At 69.3% G+C, this 18,875-nt stretch carries 18 protein-coding genes; 14 read left to right on the top strand and 4 right to left on the bottom strand.

Annotated elements, in window-relative coordinates; genetic code table 11:
- Nucleotides 1-19: 19 nt before the first annotated feature.
- On the bottom strand, nt 20-679 hold the full coding sequence (locus tag ABZX79_RS14160; RefSeq protein ID WP_355255908.1) for a bifunctional DNA primase/polymerase: 660 nt from the start codon (nt 677-679) through the stop codon (nt 20-22).
- A 478-nt stretch (nt 680-1,157) separates the two neighbouring features.
- Here ABZX79_RS14160 and ABZX79_RS14155 point away from each other — a divergent pair, with 478 nt between their 5' ends.
- Nucleotides 1,158-2,660 carry a PP2C family protein-serine/threonine phosphatase gene (locus tag ABZX79_RS14155; RefSeq protein ID WP_355256473.1) on the top strand — a complete coding sequence of 501 codons (1,503 nt, stop codon included), beginning with the start codon at nt 1,158-1,160 and terminating at the stop codon, nt 2,658-2,660.
- A 103-nt stretch (nt 2,661-2,763) separates the two neighbouring features.
- Nucleotides 2,764-4,218, top strand: a complete 1,455-nt coding sequence (locus tag ABZX79_RS14150; protein WP_355256470.1) for an aminopeptidase P family protein — start codon at nt 2,764-2,766, stop codon at nt 4,216-4,218.
- 48 nt (nt 4,219-4,266) lie between these two features.
- On the opposite strand, the gene ABZX79_RS14145 is transcribed toward ABZX79_RS14150, so the two are convergent.
- Nucleotides 4,267-4,725, bottom strand: a complete 459-nt coding sequence (locus tag ABZX79_RS14145) for an ATP-binding protein (RefSeq protein ID WP_355255906.1) — start codon at nt 4,723-4,725, stop codon at nt 4,267-4,269.
- 180 nt (nt 4,726-4,905) lie between these two features.
- Here ABZX79_RS14145 and ABZX79_RS14140 point away from each other — a divergent pair, with 180 nt between their 5' ends.
- The 12 genes from ABZX79_RS14140 to ABZX79_RS14085 all read left to right on the top strand — a co-directional run bounded on the left by ABZX79_RS14140 (nt 4,906) and on the right by ABZX79_RS14085 (nt 17,124).
- Complete coding sequence (locus tag ABZX79_RS14140) at nt 4,906-5,721, top strand: hypothetical protein (RefSeq protein WP_355255903.1); 816 nt, start codon at nt 4,906-4,908, stop codon at nt 5,719-5,721.
- A 115-nt stretch (nt 5,722-5,836) separates the two neighbouring features.
- Entirely contained in the window at nt 5,837-6,586 is a 750-nt protein-coding gene (locus tag ABZX79_RS14135; protein ID WP_355255900.1) for a YcnI family protein, read from the top strand.
- 39 nt (nt 6,587-6,625) lie between these two features.
- Nucleotides 6,626-7,285 (top strand): SCO family protein, encoded by a 660-nt coding sequence (locus ABZX79_RS14130; protein WP_355255897.1) that lies wholly within the window; start codon nt 6,626-6,628, stop codon nt 7,283-7,285.
- Nucleotides 7,282-7,743: a copper chaperone PCu(A)C gene (locus ABZX79_RS14125; RefSeq protein ID WP_355255895.1), complete on the top strand. Its 462-nt coding sequence runs from the start codon at nt 7,282-7,284 to the stop codon at nt 7,741-7,743. The genes ABZX79_RS14130 and ABZX79_RS14125 overlap by 4 nt, the downstream gene beginning before the upstream one ends.
- A 14-nt stretch (nt 7,744-7,757) precedes the next feature.
- Entirely contained in the window at nt 7,758-9,665 is a 1,908-nt protein-coding gene (locus tag ABZX79_RS14120) for a copper resistance protein CopC (protein WP_355255893.1), read from the top strand.
- Complete coding sequence (gene efeB, locus ABZX79_RS14115; protein WP_355256467.1) at nt 9,662-10,948, top strand: iron uptake transporter deferrochelatase/peroxidase subunit; 1,287 nt, start codon at nt 9,662-9,664, stop codon at nt 10,946-10,948. Before ABZX79_RS14120 ends, efeB begins: the two co-directional genes overlap by 4 nt.
- A 62-nt stretch (nt 10,949-11,010) precedes the next feature.
- Entirely contained in the window at nt 11,011-11,946 is a 936-nt protein-coding gene (gene pheA / locus ABZX79_RS14110) for a prephenate dehydratase (protein ID WP_355255890.1), read from the top strand.
- A 530-nt stretch (nt 11,947-12,476) separates the two neighbouring features.
- On the top strand, nt 12,477-13,754 hold the full coding sequence (gene serS, locus ABZX79_RS14105; RefSeq protein WP_355255887.1) for a serine--tRNA ligase: 1,278 nt from the start codon (nt 12,477-12,479) through the stop codon (nt 13,752-13,754).
- On the top strand, nt 13,751-14,569 hold the full coding sequence (locus tag ABZX79_RS14100; protein WP_355255884.1) for an HAD family hydrolase: 819 nt from the start codon (nt 13,751-13,753) through the stop codon (nt 14,567-14,569). The genes serS and ABZX79_RS14100 overlap by 4 nt, the downstream gene beginning before the upstream one ends.
- Before the next feature lie 178 nt (nt 14,570-14,747).
- Nucleotides 14,748-15,422 (top strand): GntR family transcriptional regulator, encoded by a 675-nt coding sequence (locus ABZX79_RS14095; RefSeq protein WP_355255881.1) that lies wholly within the window; start codon nt 14,748-14,750, stop codon nt 15,420-15,422.
- A 36-nt stretch (nt 15,423-15,458) separates the two neighbouring features.
- Nucleotides 15,459-16,751: an MFS transporter gene (locus ABZX79_RS14090; RefSeq protein WP_355255878.1), complete on the top strand. Its 1,293-nt coding sequence runs from the start codon at nt 15,459-15,461 to the stop codon at nt 16,749-16,751.
- A gap of 13 nt (nt 16,752-16,764) precedes the next feature.
- Nucleotides 16,765-17,124, top strand: coding sequence for a DUF488 family protein (locus tag ABZX79_RS14085; protein ID WP_355255875.1), 360 nt, complete (start codon nt 16,765-16,767; stop codon nt 17,122-17,124).
- A 23-nt stretch (nt 17,125-17,147) separates the two neighbouring features.
- Here ABZX79_RS14085 and ABZX79_RS14080 read toward each other — a convergent pair whose 3' ends face one another.
- On the bottom strand, nt 17,148-17,873 hold the full coding sequence (locus tag ABZX79_RS14080) for a hypothetical protein (RefSeq protein WP_355255872.1): 726 nt from the start codon (nt 17,871-17,873) through the stop codon (nt 17,148-17,150).
- A gap of 269 nt (nt 17,874-18,142) precedes the next feature.
- Nucleotides 18,143-18,862: an ABC transporter permease gene (locus ABZX79_RS14075; protein WP_214974199.1), complete on the bottom strand. Its 720-nt coding sequence runs from the start codon at nt 18,860-18,862 to the stop codon at nt 18,143-18,145.
- Nucleotides 18,863-18,875 lie beyond the last annotated feature (13 nt).

Genomic DNA, 18,875 nt, shown 5'->3' with positions numbered 1-18,875 from the left:
AGTGAGTACGGGTGGGCTGTCAGTACGCGAGCCTGCTGCCGCCGTCCGGTGCGCCATTGCTCGCCGCCACCAGTGCGTCCACCACCGCCTCGACATCAGGCAGCCAGGGCGCGGCCGAACCGGCCAGGGGCGCCCTTTCCCAGCGCACCTGCCCGGTCCCCGTCTCGGAGGGCGGCAGCACCAGATAGCCGCCCTCTCCGTGGAACCGCAGCGAACTGGGCACCCAGTCCTTGGCGTACAGCAGCTCACCGAGCCGCTCCAGGGAGTACGGGGCGACCAGCAGCGACCAGCGGGTCGCAGTCGCGACCACGGGGCCCAGGCGCATCCCCATGTCGTCGAGCGCCGCCAGCGCGACGGCGCCTGCGACCGCGGGGAGGCTGATCGCGCACGGAGCCGCGCCCCCGGTGGCCAGCATGACGGGCGCGGTCGGACGGTTGGTCCACCACCAGCGGATCATGCGTTCGTCCGTGGTGGCCGCCAGGATGCCCGGGTCGAAGGGATGCGCGCCGGGAACCACGCATTCGGGATCGGGACAGGCACAGGCCCGTCCGTTCAGGCCCACTCCGGGGAGCACGGGCCACTGCCAAGCACCGGCGCAGGTCAGCGCCGCGCCGAGTTGGGCAGGCCCCTCACTTCGCCGGAACCGGAGCCTGCGTCGCTTTCCGGGGATCTCGCGCATGAGCGCTCGTTCCTTTCCGTTGAACGCCGAGGTCCATATCACACCATGTGTGCATATCTTCACTGAGCGTGCACGTCACGTACTGGCTGCGTACTGGTGGTGCAATCGCCGCACTTTTCAGCCTGCGGCACGGGTAACCCCTCGGGGCCGGGCGTGAAACGTAGCGGAGGGTGGCGCACACATGGCGCTTAACTGATCCGTACAGGTCCGTACAGGATCTGCAGGAGATCCGTAGTGCTGTCCCGCGTGCTGTTCCCGCTGTCGGGGATGAGGCACGGCCCACGGCGGTTAAGACGCCCAGGCCCGCCGCCAGGTTCCGGGGCGGTCCCAACTGCCCCTGGCCATCACCGATTAGGTACCCATCACGGTTCATATGACGCGCTGTCGAACACCCTCAGTCGACCGCAAATTATTGCCGTGTGTGGCATTTTTAGGCCAAGTTGGCTATCCCACAGACACCAACAGTCCCACGATGACAATGCTGGACATCCCCTTACTTGTGCGTGTACATGTGGATGCATTGATAGCGGCGCAGAATGACATGGGGGTTTGCGATGCTATTGAGCAAAACGCACCAGCTGGAAAGCCGGCGATCATGAGCGCCCCTCACGTTCCGAAAGTGGCTGGAATCGATCCAGTGGTTCCGCCCCCCGCGCACACTGTCACGCCTCATCCGGCCACCCCTGCCCCACCCGGCGCCGCCGGCGCGGTGCTTCAGGACCGGCTCGCGGGCTGGGTCTCCGACCTCACCACCCTCCATGAACTCACCGAACGCCTGGTCCGCACCCGTTCGCTCGACAGCGCCCTGCACGAACTGCTGCGCGCCGGCGCCGCCCTCGTGGGCGCCCGCCGCGGCCTCGTCGTCCTCGAACCGGCCGACGGCCTCGGCCCGGCCACCACCGTCGGCCTCGGCCTCGCCCACGCCGACCTCGGCCACATCGAGACCGTGCCGCGCAGCTCCACGTCGTACGGGCGGCTCCTCGACGGACTCCCCGGAAGCCCCCGCCCCAGCGAGATCGCCCACCCCGACCTCCTCGGTGAGGCGGAACTCGACCCGCGCCACCGCGAAGTCGCCGCGCGCCTGGGATACGCCGCCAGCTACGCCCTGCCCCTGACCACCGACACCTCCCCGCGCCTGGGCGCCGCCGTCTGGCTGTACGACGAACCGGCCGAACCCGCGGAGCGCCAGCGCCACCTCGCGAGCCTCTACGCCCGCTACGCCGCCGAACACCTTGCCCGGCTCCTGGAGCTCGAACACGCCCGCGCCCAGGTGGCCACCGTCGCCGAAGAGCTGCTGCCCAGCAGACTCCCCCGGGTCGCCGGCATGCAGCTCGCCGCCCGCCACCGCACAGGCCCCCAGGGCGGCGGCGACTGGTACGACGCCCTGCCGCTGCCCGAAGGCGCTCTCGGGCTCGCCGTCGGGTCGGTCTCCGGAACGGGCCCCAGCGCCCTGGCCGCGATGGGGCGACTGCGGGCCAGCCTGCGGGCGTACGCCGTCATGGAGGGCGAGGACCCCGTCGCCGTACTGTCCGACCTCGAACTGCTGCTGCGCCTCACCGAACCGGCCAGGTCCGCCACCGCGCTCTTCGCCTACTGCGAACCGGCCCAGCGCAAAATCGTGCTGGCCGGCGCCGGACACAGCCCCCCACTGATCATCGGCGACCGCCGCACCGAATACGTCGAGACCTCACTGTCGGCACCGCTGGGCATGCTCGCCTGCTGGGAGGCACCGAGCGTGGAACTTAACCCCGCACCCGGCGAAACAGTGCTCCTCTACACCGACGGGCTGCTCGAGCGCACCGGCGACCCCATGGACCGCGCGTTCGCACGCCTGCACGCCGCCGCCGCGAGCGTGCCCAGGGCCCTCAGGAACGACCCCGGAGCGATCGCCGACCACGTACTGCGCACCATGCTCCCCGGCGGCGCCGACACGGCGGATTCGGCGGAGGACATCGTGCTGCTCGCGGCACGGTTCGACTGATCCGTCACAGTTGCCCACAGCGCCCTGGGCCGTCTTCCCGTCGCACATACGATGGAGGGCGGTCCAGTGTCGTATCAAGGAGACAGTCGTGTCCGAAGAGCTCATGCCGGAGACCCCGGAAGAGACCGAAGAGCCGATCAAGCAGCGGAAGAACGGCCTGTACCCGGGCGTGTCCGACGAGCTCGCCGAGAACATGAAGTCCGGCTGGGCCGACACCGAACTGCACGACCTGGAGCCGATCGCACAGGCCGGCCACACCGCCGACCGCCGCGCCGCACTCTCCGCACGCTTCCCCGGCGAACGCCTCGTGATCCCCGCCGGCAACCTCAAGACCCGCTCGAACGACACCGAGTACGCCTTCCGCGCCTCCACCGAATACGCCTACCTCACCGGCGACCAGACACAGGACGGCGTCCTCGTCCTGGAACCCCGTCCAGAAGCCGACGGCGGCCACGACGCGACGATCTACCTCCTGCCCCGCTCCGACCGCGAGAACGGCGAATTCTGGCTCGACGGCCAGGGCGAACTGTGGGTCGGCCGCCGCCACTCCCTCACCGAGGCCGAGCAGCTGCTCGGAATCCCGGCGAAGGACGTCCGCGAACTGGCCGCCGCACTGCGCGAGGCCACCGGACCGGTCCGCAACGTCCGCGGACACGACGCCGGCATCGAAGCCGCCCTGGCCGACAAGGTCACCGCCGAGCGCGACGAGGAACTGCGCGTCTACCTCTCCGAAGCCCGCGCCGTGAAGGACGCCTTCGAAATCGGTGAGCTCCAGAAGGCCGTCGACTCGACCGTCCGCGGCTTCGAGGACGTCGTCAAGATCCTCGACAAGGCCGAGGCCACCAGCGAGCGCTACATCGAAGGCACCTTCTTCCTGCGCGCCCGCGTCGAGGGCAACGACATCGGCTACGGCTCCATCTGCGCCGCCGGACCGCACGCCACCACCCTCCACTGGGTACGCAACGACGGCGACGTACGCTCCGGCGACCTGCTGCTCCTCGACGCCGGAGTAGAGACCCACACTCTCTATACCGCCGACATCACGCGCACCCTGCCGATCAACGGCGCCTTCACCGACCTGCAGCGCAAGATCTACGACGCGGTGTACGACGCCCAGGAGGCCGGAATCGCCGCCGTGAAGCCCGGCGCCAAGTACCGCGACTTCCACGACGCCTCACAGCACGTACTCGCTGAGAAGCTCGTCGAATGGGGCCTCGTCGAAGGCCCCGTCGAGCGCGTCCTGGAACTGGGCCTCCAACGCCGCTGGACCCTCCACGGCACCGGCCACATGCTCGGCATGGACGTCCACGACTGCGCCGCCGCCCGCCGCGAGGCATACGCCGACGGAACACTGGAGCCGGGCATGTGCCTCACCGTCGAGCCCGGCCTGTACTTCCAGGCCGACGACCTGACCGTGCCCGCCGAGTACCGCGGCATCGGCGTCCGCATCGAGGACGACATCCTCGTCACCGAGGACGGCAACCGGAACCTGTCGGCCGGGCTGCCGCGCCGCTCCGACGAGGTCGAAGCATGGATGGCGCAGGTCAAGCAGGGCTGACGTACGGCCGACCAGCCCCACCCGCGCGAGGGCGTGCCGCTCAGGGCTTCAGGACACCTTGAGCAGTGCGCCCTCGCGCCATTTCAGGATCTTGTCGAAACTGACCACGGCGCCGCACCCAGGCCTGTTTCTGAAATGAACATGATCGGCCAGCTGCTCGATCAGGCACAGACCTCTGCCGTTCTCCGCCGACGTGTGCGCCGGACGCAGATCAGCGCGATGCCCCCGCCGTGAAGAAGGAAAGCCCGGCCCGGAGTCGGCGACCTCAATACGGCATTTCTCGCCGTCCAGATAAGCGGTCACGCGATATTCCGCGGAAGGTGTCCCGGATCGCTCGTCCCCACCGTGCTCGACCGCGTTCGCACACGCTTCGCTGAGCGCGACCGACAGGTCGTAGGAGATGTCCGGATCCACCCCCGCCGTCTCCATGGTGCCGAGCAGAAGGCGGCGGGCGAGCGGGACGCTCGCGGCTTCGCGCCGCAAGTGGAGAGACCACCAGATGCTCATGCTCCAGCCTCCTGGCTGCGGCTCGACATACGGATACGTATTGCCGCAAGCAGCGCTTCATAAGCGTGGAGTGAACGTGATTGCCCTCATTCGGCCGACGCGCGCACTCCTTACGCCGGTGTATACGCTCCTGGACCTGCCGTAGGAATGCTGTGAACGCGATGCGATGATGTCGAGGCCATGTCTACGTCCGACGCACGCGCCGGAGCCCGTCTGCGGCTGCTCAGGACCGCGGTGTTCACCGCGGTCTGCGTCGTGCTGTCCGCGACCGGGCATGCCATAGCCTCCTGCGCCACCGTCCCGTGGTGGACCCTGGCACTCGGCGCCGCCGCCGTATTCGGCCTGATCGCACCCTTCGCCGGGCGCGCCCGCTCCATGCCCGCCATCGCCACCGCACTGGCCTCGGGACAACTCGCACTGCACACCCTCTTCGGACTCGGCCAGCACAACCCCGCCCTCGAAAGCGCGGCCACCGACACCTCGCTCCGCACCTTCGCCGCGAAACTCGTGTGCAGCGCCGGCGCACTGCCGCTCAGCACCGCCGAAGCGCGCCGGATCATCACCGAAGCCGGCCTCGACCCCGCCTCCGTACACCAGGCGCAGCAGCACCTCACGCACACCGCACACACCGCGGCGCACCACACAGGAGCCACCGAACCCGCCGCCGGACTGCTGCCCACCCTCCCCATGCTGCTCGGCCACCTCCTGGCCGCCGTCGCCACCGGATGGCTCCTGCGGCGCGGAGAAATCGCACTGTCCCGGCTGGTCCTCCTGTCGGCCCACGGAGTCGCCGAAGGCGCGCTCGTACGGTCGCTGCGCGCCGCCCTGGCCCTCGTACGGGCACTGAACGCCGGCCTGCTCCCCGCAGCGCCCGCACAGCGCCCCGGCACCCCCCACACCCCCTTCGTCACGCCACCACGGCCGGCCGGCGAAGCACTCCAGCACACGGTGATCAGGCGCGGACCGCCCACTGCGGCGCTCGTTCTCGCAGCCTGACGCGGCGCACTCTCCGGCGTAACACACGCACGATCACGGGAGCGGCGCCGCGATGCCGGTGCGCACCCGCGCACCGGAGCGTCATTCACCTCTGCCCCGTGGAGTGTTCCCAGACATGAACGTCTCTCGTATCGCTGCCGTCTCCGTCGCCGGTGCCGCCGCTTCCACCGTCCTGCTGTTCGCGGGAACGGCCTTCGCGCACGTCGGCGTACAGCCCGTCGGCGTCGCCGAAAAGGGCGGCTACGCCACCGTCAACGTCAAGGTGCCCAACGAGCGGGACAACGCCTCGACCGTCAAGCTCGAAGTCTCCTTCCCCACCGATCACCCGCTGTCCTCCGTCATGCCGCAGCCCGTGCCCGGCTGGAAGGTCGACGTCACCAAGACCAAGCTCGACAAGCCGCTCAAGGTCCACGGCAAGGAGATCAACGAAGCCGTCTCCAAGGTCACCTGGAGCGGCGGCAAGGTCGGACCCGGCCAGTTCCAGCAGTTCCCGCTCTCCCTCGGACAGCTGCCCGAAGACGCCGACCAGCTGGTCCTCAAGGCCGTCCAGACGTACGACAACGAGGAAGTCGTCCGCTGGATCGAGGAGCCCAAGGACGGCGAGGAAGAGCCGCAGTCCCCCGCGCCCGTCCTCAAGCTGACCGAGCCCGCCGGAGACGACCACCACGGCGCCTCCGGCAAGGAAGCCGCCAAGGCCGACGACGCCGACCACAAGGACGACGCCGGACACAAGAGCGAAAAGGCGGCCGACAGCGACACCACCAGCAGCGACACGACCGCCCGCATCCTCGGCATCGTCGGCATCATCGTGGGCGTCGCAGGTGTGGCCTTCGGCGTACTCGCCGGCCGCCGCCGCACCGCCTGACGCCAACTCCCCCCTCACGAACCACCAGGACATATCCACATGCGCAAGAAGACCGCGCTGACCGTGGCGGCGCTCGCCGCCACGGCCACGCTCACCCTGTCCGCGTGCGGCGGCAAGACCGACGGCGGCTCCAAGCCCGTCACCGACGTCTCCGCCACCGCCAACGACAAAGCCGCGACCGTACTCGACCGGCCCTTCAAGAAGCCGGACCTCGTCCTTAACGACACCCACGGCAAGAAGTACGACCTGCGCGAGCAGACCAAGGGCAAGCCGACACTCATCTACTACGGCTACACCAAGTGCCCCGACGTCTGCCCGCTGACGATGAGCAACATCGCCATCGCCTACAAGAAGCTCCCCCAGGCCGACCGGGACAAGCTCCAGGTCGTCTTCGTCACCACCGACCCCGAACGCGACACCCCCGAAGTACTCGGCGAGTGGCTCAAGGGCGCGGGCGACCCCGCCTTCACCGGGCTCACCGGCGACTTCCCCACCATCCAGGCCGGGGCCCGCCAGATGGGAATCGGCATCGACCCGCCCAAGAAGGAAAAGAACGGCACCGTCGTCTCCATGCACGGCGCACAGGTCATCGCGTTCTCCCCGAAGACCGACGCCGGATACGTCCTCTACAGCGAGGACACCTCCGCCGACGACTACATCAAGGACCTCCCCAAGCTCCTCAAGGGCGAGAAGCCGTGAAGCGCCGCCGCAGCACCACCCTCGCGACAGCCGTGGTCCTGGCCACGGGCCTCGTCCTGACCGGCTGCTCCACCGGGAGCGACGACAAGCCCCGGCTGAACATCAGCGGGGCCTTCATGCCCGAGCCCGTCATGGACGACATGGCCGCCGGCTTCCTCACCGTCAAGAACGACAGCGACATCGCGGACAAGCTCACCTCCGTCACCAGCGAGATCGCCGGCCAGGTCCAGATCCACGAGACCAAGAACCAGAAAATGCAGGAGGTCACGTCCTTCGACATCCCCGCGAACGGCGAGCTCGATCTGGAGCGCGGCGGGAACCACATGATGTTCCTGAAGCTCAAGAAGAAGCCCAAGCAGGGCGAGAAGGTGTCCGTGGAGCTGCACTTCGAGAAGGCCGACCCGGTCAAGGCCGAGCTTCCCGTGAAGGAGTCCACCCACAACCCCAAGAAGCAGTGAGGGACTGACACACCATGCCGGTAACCGCCCCGCGCTTCGGAGCAGCCGCAGTGATCAGGCTGCTGCTCATCACCACAGCACTCCTCGGCACCCTGCTCGCAGGAGCCGCACCCGCGTCCGCGCACGCCGCGCTCACGGGAAGCGACCCGAAGGACGGGGCGGTTGTCGCCACCGCGCCCAAGCACATCACCCTCACGTTCTCCGAAAAGATCGCTCTCGGGAACGACTCGATCCGCGTACTGGAACCGAGCGGGAAACGCTCCGACACCGGTGAAGTACGCGACATGAGCAGCGGAAGCATCGTCCAATACGGCGTTCCCCTGCACCCGGGGCTGCCCGACGGCACATACACCGTCGCCTGGCAGGCCGTCTCCGCCGACAGCCACCCCATCTCCGGCGCCTTCACCTTCTCCATCGGCGCCCCCTCCAAGACCACCGTCGCCCTCCCCGAAGAGTCCGCCGGCGGCGGCCTCGTCGGCGCCCTCTACGGCATCGCGCGCTACACCTCGTACGCCGGCTTCATCCTGCTCGTCGGCGGCGGCGCCTTCGTGCTCGCCTGCTGGCAACGCGGCGCCCGCGAACGGCCACTGCAACGCCTCGTCGTCCAGGGCTGGCTCACCCTCACCGCCTCCACCCTGGCCATGCTGCTGCTGCGCGCCCCCTACACGGGCTCGGGAAAGCTCGCCGACGCCTTCGACCTGAGCGGGCTCAAGGCCGTACTGGAGACAAAGACCGGCGCCTCACTCGTCTCACGGCTGCTGCTGCTCGGCGCGGCCGCGCTCTTCGTCGCCGTGCTGTTCGGCGCGTACGCCAAGAGGGACGACCCGGCGGAAAAGAAGGACCTCACCTTCGGGCTCGCCCTCGGCGGCGGCGTCCTGGCCGCCGGGATCGCGGCCACCTGGGCGCTCTCCGAGCACGCTTCGACCGGCCTCCAGCCCGCCATCGCGATGCCCGTCGACGTCCTGCACCTCCTGGCCGTCGCGACCTGGCTCGGCGGCCTCGCCGCGCTCCTGGTCGCGCTCTACCGGGTGCCGGGCATCGAACGTACCGCTGTACGCAACTTCTCCCGCGTCGCCTTCGCGAGCGTCGCCGTACTGGCCGCGACCGGGATCTACCAGTCCTGGCGGCAGGTCGGCTCCTGGTCGGCACTGACCGGGACGGCGTACGGGCAGCTCCTGCTCGTCAAGATCGCACTGGTCGCCGTCCTCGTCGGCATCGCCTGGATCTCACGGCGCTGGACGGGGCGGCTGGCCGAGAAGGCGGTCACCGAGGAGAAGGAGGACGCGGAGGCCGCCGCGGTCGGCGAGGAGACGGCCGAGGAGCCCGAACCGGTCACCGTCCCCGACGACCCCGCCCGGGCCGCCCAGCTCGCCCGCCAGAAGGCCGCGGTGGCCACCGCGCGCGTGAAGCGGGTACGGGACGCCGACCCCGGGCGGCTCGGGCTGCGGCGCTCCGTGCTGACAGAGGCCGCGGTCGCCGTGGTGCTGCTGGCCGTGACGACCGTACTGACGAGCACCGAACCCGGACGCACCGAGGAGAAGGAGGCGGGGAAGAGCGCGACCTCCACCGCCGCTCCCGCCGGTCCGGTCAAGGTCCGTATCCCCTTCGACACGGGCGGCGAGGACGGCAAGGGCACAGCGAGGATCGAACTCGACCCGGCCCGCTCGGGCAGCAACGCCCTGCACGTATGGCTGGAGCGGCCCAACGGACGTGCCCTGGACGCACCGGAAGTGAAGGTCGCGTTCACGCACAACGCCAAGGAGATCGGACCGCTGCCCGCCGCCCCCGACCGCATCGGCACCGGACACTGGAGTGCCACCGGGGTGCAGATCCCCCTGCCGGGGACGTGGGAGATCGAAGTGACCGTACGCACCTCCGACATCGACCAAGTGACCGTCAAGAAGAACGTGAAGATCGGCTGACCGGCGTGAGCAACAACGAAGTGAGCGACAACGGCATCTCCAGGAGGCGGCTCCTCGCCGCCGCGGGCGCGTCCGGAGCCGCCGGCCTCGCCCTCGGCGCCACGGGTGTGTACGCGACAGCTTCGGACGCCGGTGCGTCCGCGTCCTCGGGCCCCTCGGGTGCGAAGGCCCTGACGTCGCTCGGCTCCACCGCCGTCCCCTTCCACGGCGAGCACCAGGCCGGCATCACCACGCCCCTCCAGGCCCGCGGCCACCTCGTCGCCTTCGACCTCGCCCCCGGCGCCGGACGCAAGGAGGCAGCGGCGCTGCTGCGGCGCTGGTCGGCGGCGGCGCGCACGATGATGGCGGGCGAGCCGTCCGGGGACGCCGACACCGGGGTGGCGCTGGACGCCGGCCCCTCCTCGCTGACCGTCACCTTCGGCTTCGGACGCACCTTCTTCGGCCGTACGGGACTGAACGCGCTGCGCCCAGCGGCCCTCGACCCGCTGCCCGACTTCTCCTCCGACCACCTCGACGCCCGCCGCAGCAACGGCGACCTGTGGGTACAGATCGGCGCCGACGACTCACTGGTCGCCTTTCACGCACTGCGAGCGATCCAGAGAGAGGCCGGCGACGCCGCACGGGTGCGGTGGCAGATGAACGGTTTCAACCGTTCCCCGGGGGCGACCGCGCAGCCCATGACAGCCCGCAATCTCATGGGACAGATCGACGGTACGGGCAACCCGAAGCCGGCCGAGGCCGACTTCGACCGGCGGATCTTCGTGCCCGCGAACGCCGCGGGAGCCGAGGGGCCCGAGTGGATGGCGGGCGGCTCCTACGCCGTCGTACGCCGCATCCGCATGCTCCTCGACGACTGGGAGAAGCTGCCGCGCGGCGAACAGGAAACGGTCATCGGCCGCCGCAAGAGCGACGGAGCCCCGCTGACGGGCGGCAGCGAGACCACCGAGCTCGACCTCGACAAGACCGGACCCGACGGCGAACTCGTCATCGCCTCCAACGCCCACGCCCGTATCTCCGCGCCCGAGCAGAACGGCGGCGCGGCGATGCTGCGGCGACCGTTCTCGTACCACGACGGGATCGGTGAGGACGGGACGCCGGACGCCGGGCTGCTCTTCATCTGCTGGCAGGCGGACCCGCTGCGCGGCTTCGTACCGGTGCAGCGCAAGCTCGACCGGGGGGACGCGCTTTCGCCGTTCATCCGGCACGAGGCGAGCGGGCTGTTCGCGGTGCCGGGCGGGGCGCGCGACGGGGAGTACGTGGGACAGCGGCTCCTGGAGTCCTGAGGGTGCAAGGCGGACGGCACACGTACGCACGGCTGCTTCGTACGGCGCATTAAGGTGACCGTATGTCGGCAACGCGCTATGCCTATCTCGGTCCCGAAGGCACCTTCACCGAGGTCGCCCTCCGTACGCTCCCTGAAGCCGCCACCCGGGAGCTCGTCCCGATGGTGTCCGTACCGGCCGCTCTCGACGCGGTACGCAACGGGGAGGCCGCGGCAGCGCTCGTACCGATCGAGAACTCCGTCGAGGGCGGGATCAGCGCCACCCTCGACGAGCTGACGTCCGGCGAACCGCTGATGATCTACCGCGAAGTGCTGCTGTCGATCACGTTCGCACTGCTGGTGCGTCCCGGTACGCAGCTCTCCGACATCAAGACGGTCACCGCGCACCCCGCCGCCCAGCCGCAGGTGCGCAACTGGATGGCGGCGAACCTGCCGGACGTCCTGTGGGAGTCGGCGGCGTCGAACGCGGACGGCGCGCGGCTGGTCCAGGAGGGCCGGTACGACGCGGCCTTCGCGGGTGAGTTCGCGGCGGCGACGTACGGCCTCGTGCCGCTCGTCACCGAGATCCACGACGCCGTGAACGCGCAGACCCGTTTCGTGCTGGTCGGGCGGCCCGCGCGGCCGTCGGCGCCGACCGGGGCGGACAAGACGTCGGTGGTCATCTGGCTGGGCGACGACCACCCGGGTGCGCTGCTCGAACTGCTCCAGGAATTCGCGGTGCGGGGCGTCAACCTGATGTTGATCCAGTCGCGGCCGACGGGTGCGGGGATCGGCAATTACTGCTTCGCCGTGGACGCCGAGGGCCATATTTCGGAGCGGCGGGTGGGCGAGGCGCTGATGGGTCTCAAGCGGATCTGCCCGAATGTGCGGTTCCTCGGGTCGTATCCGCGGGCCGGTGTGACGCCCCAGGAGGTCCGGTCTCTGCGGCCGGGGACCTCGGACGCCGAGTTCGTGGCGGCCGCGGAATGGCTGGCGCGGAGCCAGGACGGCCGGGCCTGACCTTTACCCACAGAAGTTATCCACAGGGTCGCTTCTCGACCTGGGGACAAGTCGACAACGTATCCCGACATCGTCGACAAATCTGCTCACAGACCTCGCTTCCGTCCACAGGACGGCAGGTCGGGCTCTGTCACCTCAATTCCATTGATCAACTCTTTAGAGCGAGCAATTCCCACCCGAATGAGCGTGTGAAGAGGGTTTGAGCGGGGAATCCTCTGCCCCTCATGCACCTTTGGGAACGATCTCTTCCGGTGTCCACAGATCTTTCGCACAGCCTGTGGATAAGTCACTGGAGTCGCCCATTCCTGTGGACAACCAAGTCGCCAACTCCCGCTTCACGCAAGGGGGAAGCGTCAACGGGGCAAGCATAAACTGCCCTGTTTCAGGGAATAGCGCCTGTTTTATTGACGCGGGTCGTCGGCGCCGAAGTGACCGCTCCCCAGGATTCCGATTTAGGGCAATACGGGCAAAGCGCCACGCAATGCGATATCAAGTCGATCGGCGGAAGCGGTCGCAGGTAGCCTGGTGGGGTGATTGACCTTCGCCTGCTCCGTGAGGACCCCGACCGTGTTCGCGCCTCCCAGCGCGCCCGTGGAGAGGACGTCGCCCTCGTCGACGCCCTCCTCTCCGCCGACGAGCGGCGCAGGTCGTCCAGCGTCCGCTTCGACGAACTCCGCTCCGAGCAGAAGTCGCTCGGCAAACTCATCCCCAAGGCCTCCGGCGACGAGAAGGCCGAGCTGCTGCGGAAGGCCGGCGAGCTCTCCGCCGCCGTCAAGGCCGCCGACGCCGAGCAGGACGAGGCCGCCGAGGAGTCCAAGCGGCTGCTGCTCCAGCTCGGCAACATCGTGCACCCCGACGTCCCCGTGGGCGGCGAGGAAGACTTCGTCGTACGGGAGACCATCGGCACCCCGCGCGACTTCGCGGCCGAGGGCTTCGAGCCCAAGGACCACCTGGAGCTCGGCGAGTCGCTCGGCGCGATCGACGTCGAGCGCGGCGCCAAGGTGTCCGGCTCGCGCTTCTACTACCTGACCGGCATCGGCGCGCTGCTTGAGCTCGCACTTGTCAACGCGGCGATCGCGCAGGCCACCGAGGCCGGCCTGATCCCGATGCTGACGCCGGCGCTGGTGCGCCCGCGCGCCATGGAGGGCACGGGCTTCCTCGGCCAGGCCGCGGAGAACGTGTACCACCTGGAGAAGGACGACTACTACCTGGTCGGCACCTCCGAGGTCCCCCTCGCGGCGTACCACATGGACGAGATCATCGACGCGGACAAGCTGCCGCTGCGGTACGCCGGATTCTCGCCCTGCTTCCGCCGCGAGGCCGGTACGTACGGGAAGGACACCCGGGGCATCTTCCGGGTGCACCAGTTCGACAAGGTCGAGATGTTCTCGTACGTCGCCCCTGCGGACGCCGAGGCGGAGCTGGACCGGCTGCTGGCGTGGGAGAAGCAGTGGCTGTCGTCGCTGGAGCTGCCGTTCCAGGTGATCGACGTGGCCAGCGGTGACCTGGGTTCCTCGGCCTCGCGGAAGTACGACTGCGAGGCGTGGATCCCGACGCAGGGCAAGTACCGCGAGCTGACGTCCGCGTCGAACTGCCTGGAGTTCCAGTCGCGCCGGCTGTCGATCCGCATGCGCGACGGCAAGAAGGTGCAGCCGCTCGCGACGCTGAACGGCACGCTGTGCGCCGTACCGCGCACGATCGTGGCGATCCTGGAGAACCACCAGCAGGCGGACGGTTCGGTGCGGGTGCCTGAGGTGCTGCGTCCGTATCTCGGGGGACGAGAGATCTTGGAGCCCATCTCCAAGTGAGCACCGCTTCCCGGCCGTTCCCGTACAAGCTCGTCGCGACCGACCTCGACGGGACGCTGCTGCGCTCCGACGACACGGTCTCGGCCCGTACGCGCGAAGCGCTCGCCGCCGCCACGGCGGCGGGCGCGGCCCACATCGTCGTCACCGGACGCTCGGTCCCCTGGACCCGGCACATCCTGGACGACCTGGGCTACGACGGCCTCGCGGTCTGCGGCCAGGGCGCGCAGGTCTACCACGCCGGTGAGCACCGGCTGCTGACCTCGGTGACGCTGGACCGGCAACTGGCCGGGCTGGCGCTGTCCAAGATCGAGGCGGAGGCGGGCCCGCTGGCGCTCGCCGCGAGCCGCGACGGCCTGGACGGCGAGGTGCTGGTCGGGGCGGGCTACCGGGTACAGGAAGGCCCGCTCCCGTACGTCGCCTTCGAGGACCCTTCCGAGCTGTGGTCGGCGCCGCTGAACAAGGTCTACATCCAGCACCCGGACCTGGACGACGACGAGCTGGCGCGGATCGCGCGCCAGACGGTCGGCAGCCTGGTCGACGTGGTCATGGCGGGTCCCGGCGTGGTGGAGCTGCTGCCGCTGGGCCTGAGCAAGGCGACGGGCCTGTCGCTGGCGGCGCGGCGGCTGGGGCTCAAGGCCGCGGACACGATCGCCTTCGGCGACATGCCGAACGACATCCCGATGTTCGGCTGGGCGGCGCACGGCGTGGCGATGGCCAACGCGCATGACGAGCTCAAGGCCGTGGCGCACGAGATCACGGCGTCGAACGACGGGGACGGCATCGCGATCGTCCTGGAACAGCTGCTCAGCAGCTGAGGTTGAGCCCTCTCACCGTGGCGAGTGTTGGCCGGGTCGGCACGTCACCGGCCAACACTCCTCCCCCGTGAGTGGTGCGTCACCCAGTGTCCCCGCGTCTGCTGAGCCGCGCCACTGTATTGTCCAGTTGTAGGATGACCGGGCAACCGGGCAAACAGCTTACGAGTGGGAGGTCTGGATGGCGCTGCGGGCGGCGGGACGGCAGTCCCTGGTGGACAACGTCGTGGACCAGTTGCGGGCCCAGCTCGCCGAGGGCGAGTGGGCGGTCGGCCACCGCATCCCGACCGAGCACGATCTCGCCGAACAGCTCGGCGTGGGCCGCAACACCGTGCGCGAGGCGGTGCGCGTGCTGGTGCACGCCGGGCTCCTCGAATCGCGGCAGGGCAACGGCACCTTTGTCCGATCGGCCGCCGACCCGGCGGCGGTGTTGCGCGGCATGCGGCACGCGGGCGTACTCGACGTACTGGAACTGCGGGTCGCGCTGGAGGCGGAGGCGGCGCGGCTGGCGGCCGTACGACGCGACGAGGCGGACCTGCGCGCGCTGCGCCACGCCCTCACCGACCTGCACGAACAGGGTGACCGGGCCGCGGATGCCGACCTCGCCTTTCACCTCGGGGTCGTCGAGGCGACGCACAACGCCGCGTTCACCGAGGTCTACCGCTTCTTCTCCACCCAGGTGCACGAGACGCTGGTGACCGCGCTCGGTGACCACGAGATGCCGCCGATCGACCTCGCCGCGCACGGGGCGCTGCTCGACGCGATCGAGAGCGGAGACGCGGCGGCGGCGGAAGGGGCGGCGCGGGCTGTGCTCCAGGTGCCGATCGATGTGGTGACGGCCCTGACCACCCCCTGATTTCTCCCATCAATCCCTTCCTGAAAGGTGTTTGCCTTGTCACGCCCGGATTCCGGTCAACTCCTCCTGCACGCCGAGGCCGACGTACGGCCATCGGCTCAAGGGGCGGCCGCGAGAAGGGCGTTGCTCGCCAGTCCGGTGGTCCTGCTGATCGGGATCGTGCTCGCTTCCGTCAACATGCGGGCGGCGCTTGCGAGTACGTCGCCGCTGGTGAGCGAGATCGGCGAGGCGTTCGGGCTGTCGTCGACGGCGACCAGCCTGGTGACGTCGGTGCCGGTGCTCTTCCTCGGCGTGGGCGCGATGGTGGCGCCGTGGCTGGGGCGGCGATTCGGCACTGAAGTGGTGCTGCTGGGCGCGCTGTTGCTGCTGGGCGCGGGGATTGTGGTGCGGGCCGTTCCCACCGTGACGGCGCTGTACGGGGGCAGTCTGCTGATCGGGCTGGCGATCGCGCTGCTCAACGTCCTGATGCCGGGCCTGATCAAGCGCGATTTCCCGGGCAGGGCCGCCTCGATGACGTCGGTCTACACCGGCGCGATGATCGCGGGCGCGACGGTCGCGGCGGCAGCGTCGGTGCCGCTGGAGAGGGCTTTCGGCGGCAGCTGGGAGGCGTCGCTGGCGTTCTGGTCGCTGCTCGCCGTGGTCGCCGCGGTGGCGTGGCTGCCGCAAGTGCTGATCGCCCGTGGCCGTACGGGACATGAGGTACGGAGCGGCGTACCGACGGGCAGCGACCGAACTCGCATCCCTGCCCACGTCCGCGTCCGCAGCGTGTGGCGGTCGGCGCTGGCGTGGCAGGTCACGCTCTTCATGGGGCTGCAGTCACTCTGGACGTACGTCCTGATCGCCTGGCTGCCGACGATCTTCACGGACCACGGAATGAGCCGCTCCACGGCCGGTGTGGTCTTCGCCTTCAACAACCTCATCCAGGTGGCGGGCGCGTTCGTGGTGCCGCTGCTGGCCGGACGTATGCGCAGCCAGCGCCCTCTGATCGTGCTGGTCACGACCCTGGTCGCGGCCGGTTACGCCGGCCTGATGGCCACCCCCGTGTCCGGCGCCTGGCTCTGGGCCGCGGTGCTCGGCGTCGGGCAGGGCGGTGCGGTGGGCCTGGCCCTGACGCTGATCGTGCTGCGCTCGGGCGACGCGGTGACGGCGGCCCGGCTGTCCGGGATGGCGCAGACGGTGGGCTACCTGCTGGCCGCGGTGGGCCCGCCGGCGGCGGGCGCGGTGTACGAGGCGACCGGAGGCTGGACGCTGCCGATCATCCTGATGCTGGGGGTGTGCGCGGCGGCCCTGATGGTCGGCCTCTTCGCGGCGCGCGACCGCAAGGTGTAGCAGGCTGGTCCTCGTGACCAAACCTGATGTCCGAGTGCGCAGGGTGTACGAGCCGCCGTCGGCCGACGACGGTACGCGCGTCCTGGCCGACCGGCTGTGGCCGCGCGGCCTGAGCAAGGAGACGGCGGAGGTCGACGAGTGGCCGAAGGCCCTCACCCCGTCGACGGAACTGCGCCGCTGGTACCACGGGCCTTCCGGAGAGTACGAGGAATTCTGCCGGCGCTACGAGTCCGAGCTCGCCGCTCCCGAAGCGGCCGCGGCCCTGGATGACCTGCGTACGCTCGCGAAGGCGGGCCGGATGACGCTGCTGACCGCCGCCAAGGACCCGGACCGCAGCCACACGGCGGTGCTGGCGCGGCTGCTGCTGGGCTGAGGTCCTCGGGCGGCGGCGTTGCATCAGCGGCGCTTACCTCGCTTGCTGCGCTGACCGCGTTCCAGGGCGCTCAGCCGGTGGGAGACGTCGTCCAGCCTGCGGTCGATGCGGTCCTCCATGCGGTGCATGTGGTCGGAGAGGTCACAGAGCCGGTTGCTGATGGCGCCGACCACCTGGTTGGTGGCGTCGAGACGCCGGTCGAGGCGGTCGAGCCGTACCGAGATCCCGTTGATGACGGGGCCGAGCTCCTGGAGCGCGCGCCCCACGGTGTCGAGATGCGTCTCGACCTTGGTGACGCGCTTGTCGAGCGAGGCGTAGCCTGCGCGCCAGCCGTTCTCCTCGGCGTCGAGGAGGTACGTACGGACGCAGCGGGCGATGTCGCTGTCGCGAAGAAGCATCGCGATGTTGAGGACGGTCCGGCGGGTGTAGAGCGTCAGTTGAGTGGCCGCCTGTGGATAACTTGTCCCCAGGTCGTCGCTCCATAGGGACAAGATGTCCCTATGGAAGCGCCGCAGGTCATCGCCTCGCAGTACTTGCAACCCGTTCTCGTTGAGTTCCGCCCGATGGCGCTGAACGACCTTCTTCAGCACCTCTGTGGATACTTCGAAATACCGGGCCACGTCCTCTGTGCGAACGTAAACTCCGTCCGGGAGCATGACAAGCGCCTTGACCTTGTCGAGGACGTCGATGCGGCCCAGATGCTCGTCGCGCATCGTGCGCGATTCGAGCAGGGTGACTTCTGATGGCATGAGCATGCCTTCTGTTCGGGAAAGCCGACGATGGACAGCCCTGTCCCCGGGCTTTTTAGGGGCGGAGGACGCTCAAGGTGGCTACTCACTCTGGCGACCGGCCCGGATGCGTTCCGGTACCGGCAATTCCCAAATTCACGAACGCTCGACGCCTCAGATTCCAGTTGCCTCCACGCATAGTGAACAACGAGCCGATAAACGTACAGTTACGCGGAAAACGCATCAACCCCCGCCGGGAGGGCGGGGGTTGATGGACGGCAGCGTTCCGCTTACTCCTCGCCGGCCAGGGTGAGCGTGCGGAGCTTCTGGCCCGCGTACCACGTCGCCGCCACCGTGACCGCTGCCAGCAGCACCGCCGCCGTCGGCAGGGCGACATCCGAGGTGATCGTGCCGTTCGCGCCGATGCGTTCGGCCAGGGACAGCGCCCACTGCTGGACGCTGAGCGTGCGCGCGCCCGGCACGAGACTGCCGAAGAGCGTCTCCCAGACCAGTGCGTAGACGAGGCCGAAGACCACCGCGTGCCGGGTGACCGTACCGAGCAGCAGGAACATCGCGCTGTACGCGATGGAGGCGACCAGCGCCGCGACCGTGTAGGCGATCGCGATCTGTCCGCCGTTGCCGTTGAGGATCAGGCCCGCGATGAAGGTCGGGATCGCGGAGAAGGCCATCGTCACGGCGATCGCGACGATGAGCTTGGTGAAGATGATCGTGGGCCGTTTCACCGGCTTGGCGAGCAGGTAGACGATCGAGCCGTCGTCGATCTCCGGACCGATCGCCCCGGTGCCCGCGATCACGCCGATCAGCGGGACCATCGTGGCGATCGCGAAGCCGCCGAGGACGTCGGAAGCGATCTGGTCGTCCGCTCCCGTGAGCAGCCGTACCGCGCTCGCGATGACGATCAGCAGCGCGGGGAGGACGAAGAGGATGGCGGCCCTGCGGCGGCCAAGGAGGGCCCGGTAGGTGAGCCGGGCGACTGTGGGTTCGTACATGATCGCTTCAAGC

This window comes from Streptomyces sp. NPDC002994 (assembly GCF_040611155.1).
Classification (GTDB): Bacteria; Actinomycetota; Actinomycetes; order Streptomycetales; family Streptomycetaceae; genus Streptomyces.
Note: the sequence above shows the minus strand (reverse complement) of the source record. Positions and strands in the feature narration are given on the sequence as shown.